Annotated in this window: 23 protein-coding genes and 1 pseudogene; 15 read left to right on the forward strand and 9 right to left on the reverse strand. The window is 64.1% G+C overall.

Annotation, left to right across the window (positions count from 1 at the left end; translation table 11 throughout):
- Window positions 1-487 (reverse strand): type VI secretion system baseplate subunit TssF (locus AC1DYX_RS12380; RefSeq protein WP_477259101.1); only part of this gene is annotated, 487 nt, incomplete at its 3' end.
- 99 nt (window positions 488-586) lie between these two features.
- Between AC1DYX_RS12380 and AC1DYX_RS12385 the strand changes: the two genes are divergently transcribed.
- Window positions 587-1,297: a glutathione S-transferase N-terminal domain-containing protein gene (locus AC1DYX_RS12385; RefSeq protein ID WP_477259102.1), complete on the forward strand. Its 711-nt coding sequence runs from the start codon at window positions 587-589 to the stop codon at window positions 1,295-1,297.
- A 7-nt stretch (window positions 1,298-1,304) separates the two neighbouring features.
- Here AC1DYX_RS12385 and AC1DYX_RS12390 read toward each other — a convergent pair whose 3' ends face one another.
- Window positions 1,305-2,033: an SDR family oxidoreductase gene (locus tag AC1DYX_RS12390; protein ID WP_477259104.1), complete on the reverse strand. Its 729-nt coding sequence runs from the start codon at window positions 2,031-2,033 to the stop codon at window positions 1,305-1,307.
- Window positions 2,034-2,268: 235 nt separating this feature from the next.
- On the opposite strand from AC1DYX_RS12390, the gene AC1DYX_RS12395 reads away from it, so the two are divergent.
- The 9 genes and pseudogenes from AC1DYX_RS12395 to AC1DYX_RS12435 all read left to right on the forward strand — a co-directional run bounded on the left by AC1DYX_RS12395 (window position 2,269) and on the right by AC1DYX_RS12435 (window position 11,008).
- Window positions 2,269-2,859 (forward strand): hypothetical protein, encoded by a 591-nt coding sequence (locus AC1DYX_RS12395; protein ID WP_477259106.1) that lies wholly within the window; start codon window positions 2,269-2,271, stop codon window positions 2,857-2,859.
- 284 nt (window positions 2,860-3,143) lie between these two features.
- Window positions 3,144-3,326: pseudogene (locus tag AC1DYX_RS12400) on the forward strand (SDR family oxidoreductase); the annotation flags it as partial.
- Between the two features lie 62 nt (window positions 3,327-3,388).
- Window positions 3,389-4,276, forward strand: a complete 888-nt coding sequence (locus tag AC1DYX_RS12405) for a LysR family transcriptional regulator (RefSeq protein WP_477259143.1) — start codon at window positions 3,389-3,391, stop codon at window positions 4,274-4,276.
- A 92-nt stretch (window positions 4,277-4,368) separates the two neighbouring features.
- The gene (locus tag AC1DYX_RS12410) at window positions 4,369-6,267 is read left to right on the forward strand and encodes a putative bifunctional diguanylate cyclase/phosphodiesterase (protein ID WP_477259108.1); all 1,899 of its coding nucleotides are present in this window, start codon (window positions 4,369-4,371) and stop codon (window positions 6,265-6,267) included.
- 309 nt (window positions 6,268-6,576) lie between these two features.
- Window positions 6,577-7,179, forward strand: a complete 603-nt coding sequence (locus tag AC1DYX_RS12415; RefSeq protein WP_477259110.1) for a TetR/AcrR family transcriptional regulator — start codon at window positions 6,577-6,579, stop codon at window positions 7,177-7,179.
- 477 nt (window positions 7,180-7,656) lie between these two features.
- A complete protein-coding gene (locus AC1DYX_RS12420) occupies window positions 7,657-8,022 on the forward strand; it encodes an energy transducer TonB (protein ID WP_477259112.1) in 366 nt (121 codons plus the stop codon).
- Between the two features lie 204 nt (window positions 8,023-8,226).
- Window positions 8,227-9,261, forward strand: coding sequence for a pentapeptide repeat-containing protein (locus AC1DYX_RS12425; RefSeq protein WP_477259114.1), 1,035 nt, complete (start codon window positions 8,227-8,229; stop codon window positions 9,259-9,261).
- Window positions 9,262-9,332: 71 nt separating this feature from the next.
- Window positions 9,333-10,139 (forward strand): hypothetical protein, encoded by an 807-nt coding sequence (locus tag AC1DYX_RS12430; RefSeq protein ID WP_477259116.1) that lies wholly within the window; start codon window positions 9,333-9,335, stop codon window positions 10,137-10,139.
- A gap of 179 nt (window positions 10,140-10,318) precedes the next feature.
- The gene (locus AC1DYX_RS12435; RefSeq protein ID WP_477259118.1) at window positions 10,319-11,008 is read left to right on the forward strand and encodes a hypothetical protein; all 690 of its coding nucleotides are present in this window, start codon (window positions 10,319-10,321) and stop codon (window positions 11,006-11,008) included.
- A 198-nt stretch (window positions 11,009-11,206) separates the two neighbouring features.
- Here AC1DYX_RS12435 and AC1DYX_RS12440 read toward each other — a convergent pair whose 3' ends face one another.
- Window positions 11,207-12,196: an aldo/keto reductase gene (locus AC1DYX_RS12440; RefSeq protein WP_477259120.1), complete on the reverse strand. Its 990-nt coding sequence runs from the start codon at window positions 12,194-12,196 to the stop codon at window positions 11,207-11,209.
- A gap of 121 nt (window positions 12,197-12,317) precedes the next feature.
- On the opposite strand from AC1DYX_RS12440, the gene AC1DYX_RS12445 reads away from it, so the two are divergent.
- Window positions 12,318-13,217, forward strand: coding sequence for a LysR family transcriptional regulator (locus AC1DYX_RS12445; protein WP_477259122.1), 900 nt, complete (start codon window positions 12,318-12,320; stop codon window positions 13,215-13,217).
- Here the strand turns inward: AC1DYX_RS12445 and AC1DYX_RS12450 are convergent.
- A complete protein-coding gene (locus tag AC1DYX_RS12450; RefSeq protein WP_477259124.1) occupies window positions 13,214-14,995 on the reverse strand; it encodes an amidohydrolase in 1,782 nt (593 codons plus the stop codon). The genes AC1DYX_RS12445 and AC1DYX_RS12450 overlap by 4 nt on opposite strands.
- Window positions 14,996-15,123: 128 nt before the next feature.
- Here AC1DYX_RS12450 and AC1DYX_RS12455 point away from each other — a divergent pair, with 128 nt between their 5' ends.
- Window positions 15,124-15,321, forward strand: coding sequence for a hypothetical protein (locus AC1DYX_RS12455; RefSeq protein ID WP_477259125.1), 198 nt, complete (start codon window positions 15,124-15,126; stop codon window positions 15,319-15,321).
- Here the strand turns inward: AC1DYX_RS12455 and AC1DYX_RS12460 are convergent.
- From AC1DYX_RS12460 to AC1DYX_RS12475, 4 genes are all read right to left on the reverse strand, one after another.
- Window positions 15,312-16,232, reverse strand: a complete 921-nt coding sequence (locus AC1DYX_RS12460) for a pirin family protein (protein ID WP_477259127.1) — start codon at window positions 16,230-16,232, stop codon at window positions 15,312-15,314. The genes AC1DYX_RS12455 and AC1DYX_RS12460 overlap by 10 nt on opposite strands.
- 1 nt (window position 16,233) lies before the next feature.
- Window positions 16,234-16,617, reverse strand: a complete 384-nt coding sequence (locus AC1DYX_RS12465) for an OsmC family protein (protein ID WP_477259129.1) — start codon at window positions 16,615-16,617, stop codon at window positions 16,234-16,236.
- A 126-nt stretch (window positions 16,618-16,743) separates the two neighbouring features.
- A complete protein-coding gene (locus AC1DYX_RS12470) occupies window positions 16,744-17,445 on the reverse strand; it encodes a pirin family protein (protein WP_477259131.1) in 702 nt (233 codons plus the stop codon).
- 252 nt (window positions 17,446-17,697) lie between these two features.
- Window positions 17,698-18,216, reverse strand: a complete 519-nt coding sequence (locus AC1DYX_RS12475) for a hypothetical protein (protein WP_477259133.1) — start codon at window positions 18,214-18,216, stop codon at window positions 17,698-17,700.
- A 145-nt stretch (window positions 18,217-18,361) separates the two neighbouring features.
- Here AC1DYX_RS12475 and AC1DYX_RS12480 point away from each other — a divergent pair, with 145 nt between their 5' ends.
- Window positions 18,362-19,309, forward strand: a complete 948-nt coding sequence (locus AC1DYX_RS12480) for a LysR substrate-binding domain-containing protein (RefSeq protein WP_477259135.1) — start codon at window positions 18,362-18,364, stop codon at window positions 19,307-19,309.
- A gap of 129 nt (window positions 19,310-19,438) precedes the next feature.
- Window positions 19,439-20,278, forward strand: coding sequence for an alpha/beta fold hydrolase (locus tag AC1DYX_RS12485; RefSeq protein ID WP_477259137.1), 840 nt, complete (start codon window positions 19,439-19,441; stop codon window positions 20,276-20,278).
- Between the two features lie 28 nt (window positions 20,279-20,306).
- On the opposite strand, the gene AC1DYX_RS12490 is transcribed toward AC1DYX_RS12485, so the two are convergent.
- Window positions 20,307-20,486 carry a hypothetical protein gene (locus tag AC1DYX_RS12490; RefSeq protein WP_477259139.1) on the reverse strand — a complete coding sequence of 60 codons (180 nt, stop codon included), beginning with the start codon at window positions 20,484-20,486 and terminating at the stop codon, window positions 20,307-20,309.
- Window positions 20,487-20,875: 389 nt separating this feature from the next.
- On the opposite strand from AC1DYX_RS12490, the gene AC1DYX_RS12495 reads away from it, so the two are divergent.
- Window positions 20,876-21,509 (forward strand): hypothetical protein (locus AC1DYX_RS12495; RefSeq protein WP_477259141.1); only part of this gene is annotated, 634 nt, incomplete at its 3' end.

A 21,509-nucleotide genomic window follows, 5' to 3' on the forward strand; every position in this document is an offset into this window, starting at 1 on the left:
ACGCGGCGCCGCGCGGCGGACGCACGGCGCGCGGCGCCTCCAGCAGCGGCACGAACGCGAGCCGCGCCACGCGCAGCGGGGCCAGCAGCACGTCGTAGACGGTGCGGAACCGGCACGGGACGTCGGTGCCGGCGCTCGACCGCAGCATCGCGCCGCGCGCCAGCACGAACGGGTTTTCGGGCACCTCGGCGGGTGCGCGATAGCCCACCTGCACGACGGTGTACGACGGCAGCGGCCGCAGGTAATGCGGATACAGGCTGTCGAGCAGCGCTTCCGTGAACTTGGGATAATCGTCGTCGAGGCGCTTGTTGATCCGCGCGGACAGCAGGGCCACGGACTGGATCAGGCGCGCGACGCCGGGATCGTCCCAGTTGTCGCCGGCCACGTGCAGGTCGCTGGCCGGCTTGGGATAGCGGGCGCGGAATTCGCGCGCGAACTGGCCGAACAGGCCCAGTTCTTCCTCGTAGTAACGCAACAGTTCGTCCATGGATCACCATCGTTGCCCGAGACCAAGAATGTATCTTCCACCCTGGGCACGAAGGTATCTTGAGTACAATCAACGCAACCAATCCGACAGGAGAATGCCGTGACCGACCTGAACCAGTTCCTCATCACGCAGAAATGGCCCGCACAGCAGCCCGACCGCCTGCAGCTGTATTCGCYGCCCACGCCGAACGGCGTCAAGGTGGCGATCATGCTGGAGGAGATCGGCCTGCCGTACGAGGCGCACCGCGTCGCGTTCGACAAAAACGAGCAGACGACGCCGGAATTCATGTCGCTGAATCCGAACAACAAGATCCCGGCGATCATCGACCCCGACGGCCCGGGCGGCAAGCCGCTGCCGCTGTTCGAATCGGGCGCGATCCTGTTGTACCTGGCCGAGAAGACGGGCAAGCTGCTGCCGTCCGACCCGGCGCGGCGCTACGAGATGATCCAGTGGCTGATGTTCCAGATGGGCGGCATCGGCCCGATGTTCGGACAGCTGGGCTTCTTCCACAAGTTCGCCGGCCGGGAGTACGAGGACAAGCGCCCGCGCGACCGCTACGTGCACGAGGCCAAGCGCCTGCTGGGCGTGCTCGATGGCCATTTGCGGGGGCGCGACTGGATCATGGGCGACGAATACACGATCGCCGACGTCGCGACATTCCCGTGGGTGAACAACCTGGTCGGTTACTACGACGCGGCCGAGATCGTCGGCTTCGACCGCTTCCCGGAAGTGGGCCRCGTGCTGGAGGTGTTCCGCGCCCGCCCGGCCGTCATCGAAGGCCTGCAGATCCCGCGCGCACCGGCGGCCTGACGCAAGCTCAAGACAAGGTGCGCAGGTCGGCCACCACCTCGGCCCCGAAGCCGGCGCCGAGCATGTAGTCGATCAACTGCTCGGCGCATTCGTCCGGTTCGACGAGGCTGCCCGTTTCCTTGAGATCGACGAAGCGCTGGCGCATGGGAAAGCGGTCTTCCGACTCGGCGCGGATCTCGGCCTGCATGCCCGTGTCGATGACGCCCGGCGCCAGGCTGCAGATGCGCACCCCGCGCTGCTGGTCGAGGGCGACGGCGCGCGCATGGTGGTCGAGCGCCGCCTTGGTGGCGCAATAGACGCTCCAGCCGGGATAGGCATTGCGGGCCGCGCCGCTGGAGATATGCAGGATGCGCCGCTGCGCCCCGGCGCTGGCACGCACGACGGCCGCCGCCAGCGCCATCGGCGCCGCCACGTTCAATTGCACGGCACGCAGCACGATCTGCGGGTCTTGGACGTCGAGCGGACCGACGGGGCTGACCATACCGGCATTATTCAGCAGCAGGACTGCGCCGGTACCGTCCAGGTAGTCGCCGAGCGCGCCGCCGCCCAGCCAGCCGGACAGCGCGACGTTGTCGGCCAGGTCCAGCGTGACTTCCTCGATCAGTTCCGGATAGGCGGTCGCCAGTTCGATCGAACGGGTGCGCGCCAGGCCGAGCACGGGCACGCCGCGCGCCAGCAGATTGCCGGCGAGCGCGGCGCCGAGGCCTCTGGTGTGGCCGGTGACTATCGCTTTCATGGTCCTCTCCCCTCGTGGCCGCCGCGGGCCGGTGCATCCATCCGAATGGCATGTTATCTCAAGGAAGGGGCGTCGGCCAATCGTGCTCTGGGGGGTACGAAGGCGTGAGCCGTCGTTCCTGGCGCAACCGTTCCGCAAACGGGCTGCCCGACACCGTAATGCTGTGCGCAACGGCGATCGAAACACGACCATTTCGGCTTGATGGATTTCTGGATTACACTCTCTTCCGACTGCGTTGCAATTCAATCACCTCATCAAACGTATCGTGCTATCACCAACGATTCGCAACTACATACTGGCGATTGCACTCGGCACATTCCCGGTACTGGTACTTCTTCAGTGCGCCTTGTTCTACGTATTGCCGTTTCTTGTGCCGCTCATCACGGGCGCGGCCGTTTTTCTATACGGCGTCGTTCTCTCGGCGGCAGTGCTATGGCGCCGCCGGTCCCATCGAAAAAAAGCTCAGGCACTGATGATTGGACTGGTTGCGATGACCTGGCTCGGCTGGATATTTATTCCCACAAAGGAATTCGCGCTACACGTCCGGTTCTGGCTTGAAAAATCCGGATATGACCACGTTGTTGCGCAGGTCGCCCGAGGTGGGCAACCAGGCTGCCTGGCGACACACGACTGCATGGTTGGTGGCGCCATGGCGCCCTACGTCGTATTTCCCTTTGCCGGCTTTCTAAGCGGCTGGATCGGTGTCGTGCATGTTCCCGAGCTGAATCAGGCTCCGGATATCGAACGCCTGAAGTCTGTCGCATCAGACCCATCTTGTGATCCAGATCCGATCGCGCCGCATTACTATGTCTGCGTTTTTTATTGAAATATCTGCGAAGGTGCAGAACAGGAAACTCATCGCCATGCCACGAAATCGACGATTTCGACGTGCACCTGTCTTGAAATGATCTTTGCCATGCGGACTCCCGAAAAAAACGACGTCAATATCCAACCGATCCGGACATGTGAGGCACATCCGGATCGAATATCGACCGCCGGATCATTCGGCCCGGCGGCGAGTCTGCCGATCAGGAAAGTTCAGCCGTGGCAGGTTAGCCCGCACTGGTTCGCCGTCTGGGTGTACGCCGCCTGCGCCTGGGATTCCGAATAGTCGCCACGGCGTTGTTCCTGGACGGGAAGTCCGACGACGAGGTGCGGCAGTTCGCGCAAATGGCGCCGTTGCAGCGCCTGGGCCAGCCGGACGACATCGCCGGCGTCGTCGCGTTCCTGGCCGGTCCGGACGGCGGCTGGGTCAACGGCCAGGTGCTGCGTGCCAACGGCGGTATCGCATAGAGGGCCGAGAGGCCACCGTATAATCGCCGCTCCACATCAGAAAGGCACGCATGACGACGCAGATGGACCGGTTCCAGGAAATGCAGATCTTCGTGCGCATCGTGGAGCGCAGGAGCTTCACGCAGGCCGCCGAAGATCTCCTGGTCCCGCGCGCCACCGCCACCAATGCGATCAAGCGGCTGGAACGGCGCCTCGGCACGCGCCTGCTGGAACGCACGACGCGCGCCGTCGCGCCCACGCAGGACGGCGCCGCGTACTACGAACGGTGCGTGCGCCTGCTGGCCGACCTGGATGAAGCGGAGGACGCGTTCCGCGGCAGCGAGCCCGCGGGCCTCTTGCGCGTGAACCTGCAGCCGACGCTGGCCCGCCACTTCGTCTTCCCCGCCCTGCCCGCGTTCCTCGCGCGCCATCCGCGCCTGAAGCTATACGTGGGCGAGGACGACCGCCTCGTCGACCTCGTGCGCGAAGGCATCGACTGCGTGCTGCGCGCCGGCGAATTGCAGGACTCGACGCTGGTTGCGCGGCGCGCCGCCGACCTGCCCCAGGTGACGGTGGCCAGCCCCGCCTACCTCGAACGCTTCGGCACGCCCATGACGGTAGCCGACCTCGCGCGCCACCAGGCCGTTCACTATATGTCGACGGTGACGGGCCGGCCGCATCCATTGGAATTCGTCACAGAGTCCGGCGTGAAACTGGCGACGCCGCCCGGCGTGATCGCCGTCTCGGGTGCGGAGGCTTACACGGCGGCCGCGCGCGCCGGCCTCGGACTCGTGCAGGTGCCGCGCTACCGCGTCGCCGGGCAGCTGGCGAGCGGAGAGCTCGTCGAGGTGCTGGCCGACATGCCGCCGCCCACCATCCCCGTCTCCGTGCTGTATCCGCAGGCGCGCCAGCTGTCGGCCCGCGTGCGCGTGTTCGCCGACTGGCTCGTTGAACGGTTCCGGCTATCCTGACGGCAGGTATTTCCCCGGCGGCGTGCCAACCTCGTGCCGCGGGTTTTGCTTCCATGGCAGAATGTGTCTCAACCGACTCCACTAGACACGTTATGCAGACCCCTTCCATCCCGCTCGACGAGGCGCGCCGGTTGACGGCGCTGCATGCCACCCGCCTGCTCGGCAGCCCGCCGGAAGAAGCGTTCGACCGCATCACCCGCATGGCCAGCCGTCTGCTAAAGATGCCGATCGCGCTCGTGTCGCTCGTGGACAAGGAAGACCAGTGGTTCAAGTCGCGCTGCGGCACCGACATGACGGGTACAGCGCGCGCGATCTCGTTCTGCGGCCACGCGATCCTCGACCACGAACCGCTGGTCGTGCCGGACGCGACGCAGGATCCGCGCTTCGCGGACAATCCGATGGTCGTGAATCCACCCAATGTGCGGTTCTATGCCGGGGTGCAGCTGTACTCGATCGACCGGATGCCGCTCGGCACCCTGTGCGTGCTCGACCGCGTCCCGCGTACACTGGGCGAGGAAGAACTCGACATCCTGCGCGACCTGGCACGCATGACGGAACAGCTGATCCACTTCCGCCAGCTGGCGACGGCCGCGCAGTCGCTGCATTCGCATGTGTACGTCGACGCCGCGAATCCCGATCTGGCCGCCGCCGCGGGCCAAGTGGAATTCCTGCTCACGCACGACGTCCTGACGGGCCTCGCGAACCGCCAGGTGCTCGTGCGCACGATCGGGCAGAACCTGCAGAAATGGAAAGACGATGGCCTGCACACGCTCGTCGCCACGATCAACGTCGACAAGTTCAAGCGCCTCAACGAGCTGCTGGGCCACCATGYGGGCGACAAGGCGCTCGTCGCGATCACGTGGAGCCTGCAGAACCTGCTGCGCCCGGGCGACATGCTGGCGCGCGCCGGCAGCGACGAATTCGTCCTGCTGCTGCCGGGCCTGGGCGACGACAGCGTCGCGCGCGACCGCCTGCGCCAGCTGCTGCAGGCCGTCACGCGCGAATACAGGACGCCCGGCGGTCCGATCCCGCTCACGTGCAGCATCGGCTACGCGATCTTCCCGGAAGACGGCGCCGACGGCGACGTCCTGCTCAACAACGCGGCGATGGCCGTGCGGCGCGCCAAGGCGCTCGGCGGCGCCCAGATCCAGCGTTATTCGGAAGAGCTGAACCAGGCCCTTACCCGCAAGCTCACCCTGGAAAACCAGCTGCGCCACGCGCTCAAGCGCGAGGAACTGTACCTCAACTACCAGCCCAAGATCGCCCTGCACGACGGCAGCGTGGCGGGCATGGAAGTGCTCGTGCGCTGGAATCATCCGGAGCACGGCCCGATCGCGCCGGCCGAATTCATCCCCATCGCAGAGGAATCCGGCCTCGTCGTGCCGATCGGCGCCTGGGTGCTGCGCACGGCCGTGGCCCAGCGCCGCGCGTGGAGCGAGGCCGGCGTGCCCGACGTACCGGTGGCGGTCAATCTCTCGGGCAAGCAATTTCTCGGCACGGACGTCGTGGCGCTCGTCGCAGACGTCCTGAGCGAGTCGCGCCTCCCGCCCCACCTGCTCGAACTCGAGCTCACGGAAAGCATTTCCATGGACGACCCGGTCCGCACGGCGGACCTGATGCGCCAGTTGCGCGAGCTGGGCACCTCGCTCAGCATCGACGACTTCGGCACCGGCTATTCGAGTCTCAGCTACCTCAAGCGCCTGCCGCTCGACAAGCTCAAGATCGACCGCTCGTTCGTCCTCGATGTGCACCAGACTGCTGAATCGCTGGCGATGGTGAAGGCGATCATCGCGATGGCGCACACCTTGCACCTGCAGGTGATCGCGGAAGGCGTCGAGTTCGACGAGCAGGTCGCCGCGCTGCGGGGCGCCGGCTGCGACCAGATCCAGGGCGATTACTACAGCAAGCCGCTGGACGCCGCGGCCTGCGCCGAGTTCCTGCGCCGCCATGCGGCCAAGGAGACGGCGCCGGCCGCCGCGGCCGCAAGCTAGCGCCGTTCGCCCGGTTGCGCCATCGGCGTATGGCACCCGTCAGCGCCGCGCCAAAGATAGCGATTGCAACAGGCTGATCCCACCGGGTCGGGCAGCCGCCGCACATCCGCCCCCCTGTAAGTACGGTCGAACGCAACACTCGTGCCCCGTTTTGGTGCCCCCATTTGTGCAATCCAATGATAGCGCTTACAATGATGACACGAGGCGTTGCCAAATATAAATATACATGCCCGTTGCCAGGCGGGGTCCGTTGCTTTCGGCCACACGGACCGCATCAAAAAACTACTGCAAAAACCTACCACCACAAGCATGCGTTACTCCAGTAACCATAAGGCCGAGACGCGTCAACGCATCATCGGCGAAGCCGCGCGCCGCTTCCGCAAGGACGGTATCGAGGGCACCGGTCTGGTGCCATTGATGAAGGCGCTCGGCCTGACCCACGGCGGTTTCTACGCCCATTTCGAATCCAAGGATGCCCTCGTGCAGGCTTCGCTGGAAGCCGCCGCGGAACAGACGCTGGAACGCTGGCAGGCGTCCGGCGCCGGCGCCCCGGCGGCCGGCGCCCCGGCGGCGAACGACCCGGCGAGCACGCCATTGCGCGCGATCATCGATTGGTATCTGTCCCCGCAACACCGCGACGAACCRGAAGAAGGCTGTCCGCTGCCCACGCTGGCCGCGGAGCTCGGCCTGCGCGGCCAGCCCAGCACGACGGCCGACACGATGGTGGCGCATATGACCGCCCGACTGGCCGACAGCCGGCTGGCAGCGGGCGCCGGCCACGACGGCATCGTCGCCCTTGCCGCGATGGTCGGTGCCCTCACGCTGGCGCGCGCCGTGTCGGATCGCGACGCGTCGGACGGGATCCTCGCGGCCGTGCGGGCGGCGTTACAGCCGGCGGAACCCGAGGCCTGACGATTCGCCAGTCGTGCCCTTGCAGACCGCCCGCCGCGCAGCCATGCGCTGCGGGCCATCGTCGTTGGCCGCCTGGCCGCGTCCCCGTGCGCCGCGTGACTCCACATCGAGCGCGCCCCGGTTGTCCAACGCCTGCATTTTCGGCTGCTGGCGGCCGCTGGCATCGCAACGACGAGATGATCCACGTGGCGCGCAAGCGCTGCCGACCTTATTCGACCACTTCGCTGCCTCACCTCAACGAGTCCATGTAAGCTCTACGCGCAGCTCCGGTGCCGGTAAGACGCAACGAGTTCGACCAGATGCAATCGATCGTGATTTTCTGTGATTATTGCGCCAACACAACTTGCTATAGTGAACCTTTTAGCGTGGTTTTGGTAAAACAGAAGCGCTGACCCGGATGTCTACCGAGACATCAGCGCAACGATAAACACACAAGTCAGGCCGGCATCAGCCTGGCTCACTATGAAATGATTACCCATGATTCGTTCGACGCGGACGTTAACAGCTACCCTCGGCTTGCTGGCATTGGTAGGAACGGCGCAGGCACAAACGCAAACGCCGTCGTGGATGCATCCCCAACAGGCGCCGTCGTCAGGTTGTGCCAAACCTGCTTACCCAACCGATGCCCTTAGAGCCGAGGCCACGGGCACCGTGACGATGCAGTTTTTGATCGGGGTCGACGGTACTGTACAGGATACGAAAGTTGCGAAATCGAGCGGTAATGCAAGCCTGGACCAGGCAGCCATCAATGCGCTCTCGAAGTGCCGTTTCAAACCCGCAAAGGTGGACGGCAAACCTGTCGAACAGTGGCGGGAAGTTAAATATGTCTGGTCACTCGGCTAAAGAGTTAATGCACCGCCGGGATTCGCAGCGGGTCGAAAGCGGTCGCTAGAACTCGCAGGAGAGCGCGCCATTGAGCTGATCCATGATGTGCAAACGATAGGTCAAGCAATCCGCTCCAACTGACCAGCTATGCGTTCCGATTGTCTGTTCCGGGTCGACAGTTGCCGAAGATTGAGTGGCCGCCCTCTTAGGAGCGGCCATTCGTTGACGTACTTGATCAGTTTTGTGTTGCAAGCGTGCTCACGCGTGCCCGTTGAGGATGTCGACATCCAACATAATCTGAAAAAACTGATGAATCTTAACGAACACCTTGACGATGACAGCCCTGATCCGGAGCAGTTCAGCCTCATCAGGCGAGACATCAACGAATGGAACCGCTGGCGCGAACGTTATCCGAAAAAAGCAATTAATTTGCAGTCAGCCGACTTGTGTGGCGCTGATCTGATCGGGGCAAACCTCAACGGCGCCAATCTATTTCGTGCCGACTTACGCAAAGCAAAACTTACTGGGGCTGACTTATCGCACGCACTGCTAACAGAAGCGAATTTGATGGGATCGTTTTTAGGGCAAGCGAACCTCAAGAAAGCCAAGTTGAGGTACGCCAGACTCGATAACGCCTTGATCGATGTTGCAAATTTGTGTGAAGCCGACCTTTCGTATGCAAACCTGAGCGAAGCCTTCCTCCGTGACGCGAACGTTACTGGAACGATACTACGGGGCGCAAATTTTAGCGGTGTCAACGTTACCGGAGTGAAGTTTCAACCTTCTGCGATGGACGGAACGTGCTGTGGAGTCCGAGGAATCGAATCGACCTACGGCAATGCGATATTTAGAAGGGCCGTAGCCGACCAGGATTACATTGATTCCCTTGGAGCGCACTGGGAGTCGTCCTGGCGTACATGGCTTTTCCGCGCGTGGAGATTGACGGACTATGGCCGCAGCATTTCGCGTGTGCTGCTGTTGACAATCACCGTGCAAGTACTGTTCGGAACGATCTACTCTCTGTTTCCCTCGCTCGTCGGCATCGACTGCAAGATTGGCGCACCGAACTGTTCGTTCCACGGGTCGTTTACACCCTATTATTTCTCGATCGTCGTATTTACCACGCTCGGATTCGGAGACGTTAGTCCGAAGACGACGATCGGCGAACTCATTGTGAGCGCCGAAGTCTTGTGCGGCTATACGGTCCTCGGGTTGTTTCTATCCGTCCTTGCCGACAAGGTCGCCCGTCGCAGCTAGATTAACCTATCCAGGTAAACCGGATTGGTGTTTCCCCGGCACCACGACTATCCTTTAAATTGAACAGCCACATGAACGCCCCTGCCAACCTCACCCGGACCATTCGCCAGATGGTCGATCATATCGATTCTTACGTAACGCCACTTTTTCACGAAGAATACAAGCAGCGCAATGAACGTCGCCCACCTGCCTTCCTGGACCCAGACGACGAGTTGCGCCGAATTGCGGTTGTTTTCGCCTATAGCGGTGGTGTGCAAGCAGCGCCGGTAACAAGAATGATCAAGAGCGGGGATTACGACCATGCGTTCGCTGGTTTCGATGTCGACGCAGTACGTTCGATGAACCCATGCGATATCTACGATAACTATTGGCCACGCGTCAAACCAATTAAAAACGAAAGCAAATTGCTCTGGCTTGTACGGGCTTCCCGTGTGCTCGCGCACGGGCATAGCATTCAGAAATTTCTGTCCGCAAGTGATGTGCCGGCTTCCATCCACAGTTCAGCGGACATCGAACGATTTTGGAATGGATTAAAAAAGGTTAACAAGGCTTTGAAAAACGTACATTTATCTGGCATGCAGTCCGTCACTTCGCAGCTACACTTCTTGATGGGCCTTGGATATGACTGCGTAAAACCGGACCGCATCGTGATGGACGTAGCGCAGACCCTTGGCATGGTGCGCAGTGAGCGTAATGAGGAAAATTTCATTTTAGTCACTCGACTCTTACAACAATGCGCCGTTGAACTGGACATTCGTCCTGGGATACTCGACATGTATTTTCTCATTCAGGGAGGGCATACCGATGCCCGCGAATGGACACGCGAAGACTTTACTCCTTGGCAAGCAGAGTTGATGCCAGAGTTAGAGCTTGCATGATCGGTGCGCCAATTTCCTAAAGTCTCTGCCCATGGACTGCAATGGTCAGTAGCGGTCACTCGATCACTAAGTCGCCACCAAAAAACCATGTAGCAGAGCAGGTTGCCATCGAGCTTCGGTTGAGTGTGTCACCTCTCTGTAAAAGTAAATTACGGCAAGTTTTAAGAAGATAAGCAAGCATGAAAGCAAACGAACTGATTGCAGCATTGAGTAAGAAACTCGAGACCACCTCGCAGACAGAACTGGCCGCAGTTTTAGGAGTCAGTGTAGGCACCCTTATAAATTGGAAAAATAGGGATGAAGATCTAAGTGCTGTCCAAGTCGCATCGGCGCTATCGAAATCCCGCTCGGCTGCAGTAAAAAAAGCACAGCTTGAGACAATTCAGCCTATTGTAGAATTTTTCCCAATCAAGCGATGCGCAACTAAACGCAATGCAAGTTGGTTGATATTCGATGGCGGCAACAACGCCAGTCGATATGCACAAGGGCTTCGCGGCGCACTTGAGGATAGTCATGGCATCTACGTTTTTTATGATTCGCGCGGTCATGCATTATACGTCGGAAAGGCACGAGAGCAGACGCTTTGGAACGAAATGAATTTAGCCTTTAAACGCAAACGGGAAATTCAAAAGATTGCGCTCGTCAGCCATCCAGATCGAAATCAAGAATTCAAACCAGGATATGAAAAATTACGGCAACCAAAAGATACATTGCTCGAGCTGTACGACTTAGCATCTTACTTTAGTGCGTATCAAGTCGACGACGCGATGATTGATGACCTAGAAGCACTAATGGTTCGAAGCTTCGCTAACAACTTGCTGAATGTACGTATGGAGAAATTCGCACACAGCAGAAAGGGTAACCGCTAGGTATTTTTTGCAAATAGTCTCACACAGATACTACAACATTCCAAATGTACGAGAAAACGGCTTATAGCAGCCCATCTTCCGGCACATCCGACCGTCGAAAGGCGGGCGGCCACGTATCAACGATCGCGCAACACCTACTCGTCAATACCATGTCCGGTGACAGGTGGCCGCCTGCGCATTAGGAACCAGGACGATTTGTCACCGGTCCACCATCGCCAACGCCTTCTCCGGATAACGCGCCCCAGCCACGCCAATTTCGTCCAGCACCCCATCCAGCCGCAGCAAATCATCCGCATCCAGCCTGACGTCCGCCGCCGCCAGGTTCTGTTCGAGGTAGACGCGCCGCTTGGTACCGGGAATCGGCACGACGTCATCGCCCTGCGCCAGCAGCCACGCCAGCGCCACCTGTGCCGGCAACACGTCGTGCCGCGCCGCGATGTCCTTCACGAGGTTGGCGATGGCCTGGTTGCGGTCGAAATTGTCGCCCTGCAGGCGCGGATCGTTCTGCGCGCGGAAGTCGTTGGCCGGATAGTCCTCGGCGCGCTTCGCCGTGCCGGTCAGGAAGCCGCGTCCGAGGGGACTGAACGGCACGAGGCCGATGCCCAGTTCGCGCAGCACGGGCAACACGTCGGCCTCGATATTGCGTTCCCAGATCGAGTATTCGCTCTGCAGCGCCGCCACCGGCTGGACGGCGTGGGCGCGGCGGATCGTATTGGCGCCCGCCTCGGACAGCCCGAAATGCAGCACCTTGCCCTCGCGGATCAGATCTTTCACCGTGCCGGCCACGTCCTCGATCGGCACGTTCGGGTCCACCCGGTGCTGGTACAGCAGGTCGATGCGGTCCGTGCGCAGGCGCTTCAGCGACGCCTCGACCACGGCGCGGATGTGCTGCGGACGGCTGTCCGTGCCCGAGAGCGCACCCTGGCCGATGACGAAGCCGAACTTGGTCGCGATCTGCACCTCGTTGCGCCGGCCGGCGAGCGCGCGGCCCAGCAATTCCTCGTTCGTGTACGGACCATAGACCTCGGCCGTGTCGAGGAAGGTGCAACCCAGGTCGATGGCGCGGTGGATCGTCGCGATCGATTCCGCGTCGTCCGGCGTGCCATAGGCATGGCTCATGCCCATGCAGCCCAGTCCGATGGCGGAAACCTCAAGTCCCCCGGTGCCCAAAGTGCGTGTCGTCAACATGTCGTTCCTTTGCGTAATGGATGCCGCCGGCGGCGGCCTGGGGACAATGTAAGCATTGCGGCTTGCAAAGAAAACACCAATAATCGGCGGATCATTTTCCAAAAATAGAAGATGGGAGTCGATGCGTTTGGACTGGAACGACCTGAAATACTTCCTCGAAGTGGCGCGCGGCGGCAGCCTGACGCGCGCTGCCGACGTGCTGCGCGTGAGCCAGTCGACCGTCGGCCGGCGCATCGCGGAACTGGAAGCGCGCCTCGCCACGCGCCTGTTCGCGCGCCACCAGACCGGCTACTTCCTCACCGACGAGGGGCGCGAACTGCTCGGGCGTGCGGAAGCCGCCGAGGACAACATGCTGGCGTTCGAGCGGGGTGCATCCGGCCTCGCGCCGGCGATCTCCGGCATCGTGCGCCTGGCCACCACGGAAAACCTGGCGACCGACCTCGTGATCCCCGCGCTGCCCCGCTTCGTCGCGCGCCATCCGCAGCTGCGCCTGGAGATCGTCACGACGACGGCCACGGTGGAACTGGGCCGGCGCGACGCCGACCTTGCGCTGCGCGTCGTACGGCCCGGCCACGGCAACCTGAAGATGCGCCGGCTCGGCGAGATGGCGCATGGCGTGTACGGCCACCGCGACTATCTCGCCCGCCATCCGGCACGGGATGACGACCCGTTCGCCGGCCGCGCCGTCGTCACGTGGGACGAGGCGCACGCCCACCTGCCTGCCGCCCGCTGGCTCGCGCAGCGCGCGCCGGAGGCCCCCGTCGTGCTCACCGCATCCACGCTGCGCGCGCAGATCGCCGCCGTGCGCGCGGGGCTCGGCCTGGCCGTCCTGCCGGACTTCCTCGCCACCGCCCCGGACTTCGTGCGCGTGCTGGCGCCGGACGAGGTGTTCAGCGACGGCGTATGGCTCGTGATGCATGCGGACCTGGCCGCGTCGAACCGCGTGCGCGCCGTCGCCGATTTCCTGGCGGAGACCGTCGCGCAGGCGCGAGGCCGTCTGGCCGGCCGCTGCGCAGGCTAGCGGTCCTGGTAGCCGCCGAACGCGGCGACGGGGCTCCACGCGGGCGACACGGCCGGCAGCGTCGGCGCCAGGGGCGCGTACTCGCCGGCGCCGTACACGACCTTGCCATTGACGACGGTGAGCACGCTCTCCAGGCGCTTGATGCCTTCCGCGTCCATGCCGAAGTAATCCTGCGGCAGAACGACGAAGTCGGCGTACTGGCCCCGTTTCAGCGTGCCCTTCACCTTTTCTTCGCCGCTCATCCACGCGGAGCCCGTCGTGATCAGCTTCAGCGCCTCGTAGCGCGACAGGCGGTCGCCGTCCTGCCAGACCGGCATGCCGCCGGCCGTCTTGCCGGTGACGGCCCAGTACACCGAAGGCCACGGGTTGTAGCTGGACACGCGCGTGCCGTCCGTGCCGAGGCCCACCGGAATGCCCTGCGCGAGCATCCTGCGGACCGGCGGCATCTGGCGCGTCTGTTCACCGTAGCGCTTCCTGTAGGCCTCGCCCTGGAAGTGCATGCGGTCCTGCACGGCGATGCCGCCGCCCAGCCGCTTGATGCGCGCCAGGTCGGCGTCGCTGATGGTCTCGCCATGATCGATGATGAAGCGCAGGCCGTTCAGCGGCGTCTGCGCATTCACCTTCTCGATCACGTCGAGGTCGCGCGCGATGCTCTCGCCATACGTGGCGTGCAGGCGGAACGGCCAGCGGTTCTTCACAAGCAGCGCGACGACCGGTTCCAGGTCGCCTTCCATCGACGCCGGCAGGTCCGGGCGCGGCTCGAGGAAGTTCTCGAAATCGGCCGCGCTGGCGACGAGGTTCTCGCCGGCGCCCTCGGCCGAGAAGCCGTTCGGGTACAGCATGTGGTCGTTCTGCTTCGGCTGCGTGAGCGTGAGCCAGCGCTGGAAGTCGTCCAGCTCCTTGCCCGCGCGCTGCGCGAACAGGTAATACGCGGTGCGCACCGTCAGCCTGCCCTGCCGCGCCAGTTCCAGCGCCACGCCGTAATCGTCCGGATAATTCTGGAAGCCGCCGCCCGCGTCGATGGCGCTCGTCACGCCCAGGCGGTTCAGTTCGCGATAGAACTGCAGGGTCGAGTTGACCTGGTCGGCGCGCGATAATTTATTTGTCTTCGCCAGCGTGGAATACAGGATCAATGCGTTCGGTTTCGCGACCAGTTTGCCGGTGGGCCGGCCGTGCGCATCCAGTTCCACTTCGCCGTCCTTGTAGGTCGTGTTGCGGTCGTAGCCCAGCGTCTCGACGCCCTTCCGGTTGAGGAAGCCGAGGCCATACAGGTACAGGATGAACACGGGCTTGTCCGGCACGGCGGCATTGATTTCTTCCAGCGTGGGCAGCCGTTTTTCCTCGAACTGCCACTCGTTCCAGCCGCCCACGACCTTCACCCATTCGCCGTCCGGCGTGCGCGCGGCCTGCTCCTTCAGCATCGCCAGCGCGCGCTTGAGCGACGTGACGCCGTCCCAGCGCAGTTCCATGTTGTAGTTCAGGCCTTCGCGGATCACGTGCAGGTGCGAGTCGTTCAGGCCCGGGATCACGGTGCGGCCGTGCGCGTCGATCACCTGCGTACTGGCCCGCCTGAGCTTCAGCACCTGGGCGTTGCTGCCGGTCGCGAACACCTTGYCGTCCCTGACGGCGACGGCCTGCACGAACTCGCCCTCCTTCGCCATCGTGGCGATCTTGCCGTTCGTGAGGATCAGGTCGGCCTGGGCGGACGCGGCGCCGGCCGCGATCAGGCCCGCCGCGACGACGACGGCGCGCAGCGTAGCGATGTGGAAAATGGTCATTGCGGTCTTTCTTTGGTTGCGGCCCGGCGGACGTCGCCGGGGCCAGACCGCCGCAGGTTACCGCACGGCCACACGCCGCGCCCCTGCCTTCCGGCCGGGCGCCGGCGGCTTCGTGTTACGATCTGGCGATGGAAAAACGAAGCGACTACAAGACCGCCTTGCTGATCGAGGCGACGATCCACGAGGCAGAAGCACAGAACCGTTCACCCGCGCGCGCGCTGGCCGCGCTGGGCGTGCCGTTCGAGGTCACGATGCGCGTGCTCACGCGGCCGGACGAACGGCGCCACGTGGTGCCGCTCCCCCGCAGCCCGGAAGCTCAGGGATAGCGTACCGGCCGGCCCGGCAGGTCGGGCAAAGGAATGAATTCCGTCTCGCCCGGCACGTGCGGGAAGCGCTGCGCCTGCCAGTCTTCCTTCGCCTGCTCGATCCGGTCGGCCGAGCTGGACACGAAGTTCCACGTCAGGTAGCGCGGGCCATCCATCGGTTCGCCGCCGAGCAGCATCACGCGCGTGCCGGCGTGTTCCGTCGCGGCCAGCGTGACGGTGGCGCCCGGTTTCAGCACGAGCAGCTGGCCCCGTTCGAAGCGCCCGTCGCGACCCAGGTCGAGCGTGCCGTCGACGACATACAACGCCTGCTCGGGATACTCGGCCGGCAACGTCAGCCGCGCGCCGGGCTGCAGGGCCAGGTCGACGTAGAACAGCGGCGACTGCACGGCCACCGGCGACCGCTTGCCGAAATAGCTGCCGGCGATGATGCGCGCRGTGGCACCATCGCCGTCGAGGATCGGCAGCTCGTTCGACCCGATGTGCGCGAAGGCCGGATCGCATTCTTCCCTGGCCTGCGGCAGCGCCACCCAGCACTGCAGCCCGAACAGGCTGGAGCCGGCGGCGCGCACGTCCGGGCCGGTGCGTTCGGAGTGGACGATGCCCTTCCCGGCCGTCATCCAGTTCACCTCGCCCGGCTTGATGTCCTGCACGGTGCCGAGGCTGTCGCGGTGGCGGATCTGGCCGTCCAGCAGGTACGTGACGGTGGCCAGGCCGATGTGCGGATGCGGCCGCACGTCGATGCCCTCGCCCGCGTGGAAGACGTGCGGTCCCATCTGGTCGAGGAAGACGAACGGCCCCACCATGCGCCGGTCCTTGTGCGGCAGCGCGCGCCGCACTTCGAAGCCACCGCCCAGGTCGTGCGTGCGCGGGATGACGATCGTTTCCAGGCTCTCGTGGTCGAACGTGCTCATGTCAGCGTGCCTCCGTGGTGATCTGGATGGTCCCGGACAGCGTCTTGTGCACCGGGCATTTGTTGGCGATGTCGGTCAGGCGGGCCTTCGCTTCGTCGTCCAGCGCGCCGACGTATTCGATGGTACGGTGCAGGCCGTACACCGCACCTTCCTGGCCGTGCTTGATGGAGACCTTCACTTCGTCGAGCGCATAGCCCTTGCGCTTCGCGTACAGGTTCACGGTGAGCGTCGTGCAGGCGGCCAGCGCGGCGGCCAGGATGTCGTGCGGTTCCGGGCCGCTGTCCTCGCCGCCCAGCGCCTTCGATACGTCCGTCACGATGCGGTGCGGTCCGATCTCGACCACCTGCTGCAGCGGCCCCGTGCCGCGATGCGTCGTCACTTCCATGGCTTGTTCTCCTCGTCTGGTGCTTTGCGTGGATGTCCGCCACCCGTGTACGCCAGGTCGCGGACAGATTGTAACGTCAAGCGCGCATGCCGGTCGTTGCGTTTGACGTCGTTATATGGTCCGGGTTCAGGCCGGCAGGTCGAACAACAGCACTTCGGCATCCCTCGCCTCCGCCAGTGCCACGACCGCTTCCCCGCTGGTCTCGACGGCGTCGCCGGCTTCGAGCGCACAGCCGTTCACGGTCAGGCTGCCCCGCGCCACCTGGACATAGGCCTGGCGGCCCGGCAGCAGCGCATGGTCGACGCGGTCGCTGCCATCGAGGATGGTCGCATAGATGGCGGCGTCCTGGCGCAGCGAGACGGAGCCGTCGCGGCCGTCGTTCGATGCGATCAGGCGCAGCCTGCCGCGCTTCGAATCCGTGTCGAAGTGCTTTTCCTCGTAGCCCGGCGCGCCGCCGGCCTCGCCCGGGATCACCCAGATCTGCAGGAAGTGCACGGGTTCCGTCGCCGAGTGGTTGTACTCGCTGTGGGTGACCCCGGTGCCGGCGCTCATCCGCTGCACGTCGCCGTAGCGCAGGACGGAACCGTTGCCCATGCTGTCCTTGTGCTCCAGCGCGCCGTCCAGCACGTAGGAGATGATCTCCATGTTCTTGTGGCTGTGCGGGTCGAAGCCGCGGCCCGGGGCCACGCGGTCTTCGTTGATCACCCGCAGCGGGCCGACGTTCATGTGCGCCGGGTCGTAGTAGTGGCCGAACGAGAAGGTGTGCTGCGAGCGCAGCCAACCGAAACTGGCGACACCGCGATCCGCGCTTTTACGTACTTTCAGCATGATGTTCTCCTGTTGATTGAGTGTTCGAACCGTTCGAACACACTGCGCTTGCCGACTCCTCCAGTGTTGCCTTCTTGCCGCTGCAAGCGCGTTTCCATGGAAAGCATTATGGTCGTTGCCGGGCAGGATGAAAAACGAGTTGTTTTATGCACTATGATCGATTTTTTCGATAATGCATGGATCGGCAGAGCACTACACTGTGCCGGCAGATCGCCGAGGAACTGGGGCGCGGGACCTGAACACAGGCGCCGTTCAGGATGGCGAAGTTTCCCGCTTCCTCAGGACGAAATACGCGAAAGCCACAAAATAAAAAAACATCCAGTGCCCGGAAAATCCGCGGACCTGATGGCTGCGGAGTGAGGCAAATTCATCGGCCGTCAATTCACGAATAAGTTTGCCGTGATCCAGAAGGAGGAACTTCCCTTCGTGAATCTCCGGACTACCAAACGAGACCGCATGCATGAACAGGAAAAAATTCGCGATGGTGTATGCCAACAGGCAGAGGCCAACCGCCACGACCCAGTCCGGAAATTGGGTGCGGATCTGGGCCAATGTAGGTCTGCTTCCAAGCGTTTTTCGGCTCGAGAAAGCGTATGGCATGAAGACGACGAATATCCCGATATGCAACAGCCAGACGTAGGGAAAGCGGGCCAGCACGTCCATGCCGGACACGGCGAGAAGGTGGACGACGACCGAGATAACGAGGCCGATTAAAGCGACGAGTCCGAATACCAGATGCATGACGTTTGCGCGCGGGACGACGTTGTACAAGAGAAAATCCAGTGTACGTTCATTATTGCTCCCGGTGCAAGTTACGGCCGCGCCACGAACCCTGAACGAGAACCGCCGTTTGCAGAGCAACGACGCGCCGGCACTTTTTTGATACGATGCGCTCCCCGTCAACCTTCGCCCGCACATGCTCAGACTCAGCCTGGACGCCCTCCTCACCGTCGACACCATCGCCCGCCGCGGCAGCTTCTCGGCCGCCGCCAAGGAGTTGTACCGCGTACCGTCGACGATCTCGTACACCGTCTCCAAGCTGGAGGACGACCTGGGCGTGCAATTGTTCGAGCGCTTCGGGCCGCGCGTCGTGCTCACGCCCGCCGGCGAGGAATTGCTGAAGGAAGGCCGTTACCTGCTCAAGGCGGCGGGCGACCTGGAGAGCCGCGTGCGCCGCGTCGCCTCCGGCTGGGAGACGGAATTCACCATCGGCATGGATTCCGCCCTCGCCCCGCTCGGCCTGCAGGACGACATCCGCGCGTTCTACGACGTGGCCGACCAGACCCGGCTGCGCATCGTGCGCGAGGCGCTGTCCGGCACGTGGGAAAGCCTGCTCGACCGGCGCGTGGACCTGCTCGTGGGCGCGGCCGGCGAAGGTCCGTCCGGCGGCGGCTACACGGCGGAGCCGGTCGGCACGATGTCGTTCGTGTTCGTCGTCGCGCCCACGCATCCGCTGGCGCAGATCCGGCACCGGCTGGGCAAGGCGGAGCTGACCGCGCATCGTGCCGTGTCCGTCGCCGATTCCGTGCGGGTGCTGCAGGCGCGCACGGTCGGCCTGCTGTTCGGCCAGGACACGCTCACCGTCCCCGACATGCAGACGAAGTACGAATTCCAGCTGGCCGGCCTCGGCTTCGGCTTCCTGCCCGAATCCTGGGCGCGGGCCGACATCGCGGCCGGCCGCCTCGTCGAGAAGCAAGTCGAGGAACCGAAGCCGGACGAGACGCTGTACCTGGCCTGGCGCACCGGCGAGGAAGGCGCGGCGCTGAAATGGTGGCGCGAGCGCATGCGTGCGTCGGCGCCGCTGGCGCGCATGCTGGCACTCAACTGTCCGGTCGAGCGCGCAACGGACGATACCGGGCGGTAAGCACCTATACGTTCGTATGCCTAGACCGCTGCTGCAGCCGTCCCGACAATGTCCGGGTCCGGATGCGGCGGCCAGGCCGTCCCTTCCGGTTCCCAGCCACCTACCTGAAGAAACCTGAAGGGACTCGCCATGACCATCACCCGCACCGCCGACACCGTCACGACCCGCGACGGCACCATCATCCACTTCAAGGACTGGGGCCACGGTCCCGCCGTCGTGTTCAGCCACGGCTGGCCCCTGTCGGGCGACGCCTGGGAAGACCAGATGATGTTCCTGGCCAACCATGGCTACCGCGTCATCGCCCACGACCGCCGCGGCCACGGCCTGTCGGGCAAGCCCTGGCACGGCAACCACATGAACGACTATGCCGACGACCTGGCCCAGTTGATCGAGGCACTGGACCTGACCGACGTCACCCTGGTCGGCCATTCGACGGGCGGCGGCGAGGTCGCACGCTACATCGGCCGCCACGGCACCGGCCGCGTCAAGGGCGCCGTGCTGGTGGGCGCCGTGACGCCGCAGATGGGCCAGTCGGACGCCAATCCGAACGGCGTGCCGATGGCGGCATTCGATGGCATCCGCCAGGGCGTGCAAGCGGATCGCGCGCAATTCTTCAAGGACCTGACGGGCCCGTTCTATGGCTTCAACCGTGAAGGCGCCAAGGATTCGCAGGGCATGCGCGACACGTTCTGGCTGCAGGGCATGCAGTGCAGCCTGCGCGCGGCCTATGAGTGCATCAAGCAGTTCTCGGAAACCGACTTCACGGAAGACCTGAAGAAGATGACCGTGCCGACCCTCGTCATCCACGGCGACGACGACCAGATCGTACCGATCGACACGACGGCCCGCCGCGCCGTCGAGCTGCTGCCGCAAGGCCGCCTGGCCGTCTACGAAGGCGGTTCGCATGGCCTGGCCTATACCCACAAGGACCGCCTGAACGCCGACCTGCTGGCCTTCCTGCGTTCCTGATCTGCCGATCCAGCAACGGCCCGCCGGCTCAAGCCGGCAGTGCCGCATCCTCCAGCACGCGCAGTACGGGCGGCGGCGCGTGCGGCGCCCCGCCGGCGCCGAACAGCCCCGTCATCGCCACGGACGGCGCCGCAGTGTGCACTTCCAGCAGCAGGCACAGGGCGCCCATCAGCAGGCCGAGCACCACGAACGTCAGGTAGTACCGCATGTTCCCCCCAAGGCCGCTTTTTTGATTCACGTGGCATTAACGCACATGGGCCACGGCGCGCTGACACGCCATGCGTTCATGGTAGGCCCATCGGAGCGCACGCGACAGTATTGCTGGCGCGAGTGTGGCGCTGCCGCACAGTTGCCACGGCGAAAGCAGTTCGTATCCGTTCGTATAGCTGGACGCAAGCAGGGCCGACACCGACCATCCCCGCAACCGAACCGGGAATTCCGCGATGACTCTTTGCACCGCCGCCATAACTGCCGCGCGCGTCGAATCATGCCTCGCTCCTCCTTTCGTATGAGGGCATTGTCCTGCGACGCCGCGATACTGATTCCGCCCCGCCCCAACACCCGCCGGCGGCAATCCTGAGCGCGCAGATGAACCGAATGTCCTTACCGACCCACTACGCTCCCGCGCCGCCCCCCCTGCCCGATCCGGGCACGGCGGCGTCCGGGTCTTCCGAATCCGCCTGCCGGCGCGCCTGGCAGATGCTGGGCCACGCCGGTCCGGCCGCGCTGGCGTATCCCGCCCCGCCAGCGGCCGAAGCCTGCAACGCCGAGGCCGGCACGCTGGCCCGCGCCGCCGTCCTGTGGACCGGCGTGCGCCTGCTGTGCGGCGCGCCGCTGGCCGAACTACAGCATTACGCGCAGGCCGTGCGCCAGGCGATTCCGGCGGCGGACGATGCCGTCGTCATCTGCCAGCTCGACGGCAGGATCGCGCTGTTCCGCACGCTCGCCGGTACGGCCCATGCGCCGTTCGTGCCGACGGCGCCGCCCGAGGCCTGGCATTTCGGCTGCTGGCTCGGCTGCCTGCAGGCGGCCTGGCTGCGCGGCGACATGGAAACCGCAGGCATGGCGCTGGCGGCCGCGCGCCGCCTCGTCTCGCCGCTCACACCGCCCTGCGAGCTGCTGCCCTACCATCTGTTCGGCGCGCTGACGCTGGCGCGCCTGCCCGGCGCCCCCGACGCGACGGCGGCACTACGCGCCCACCGCCGCGCGCTGCAGGACTGGGCCCGGCGCA

The sequence above is a fragment of the Massilia sp. P2_C2 genome, assembly GCF_056404615.1.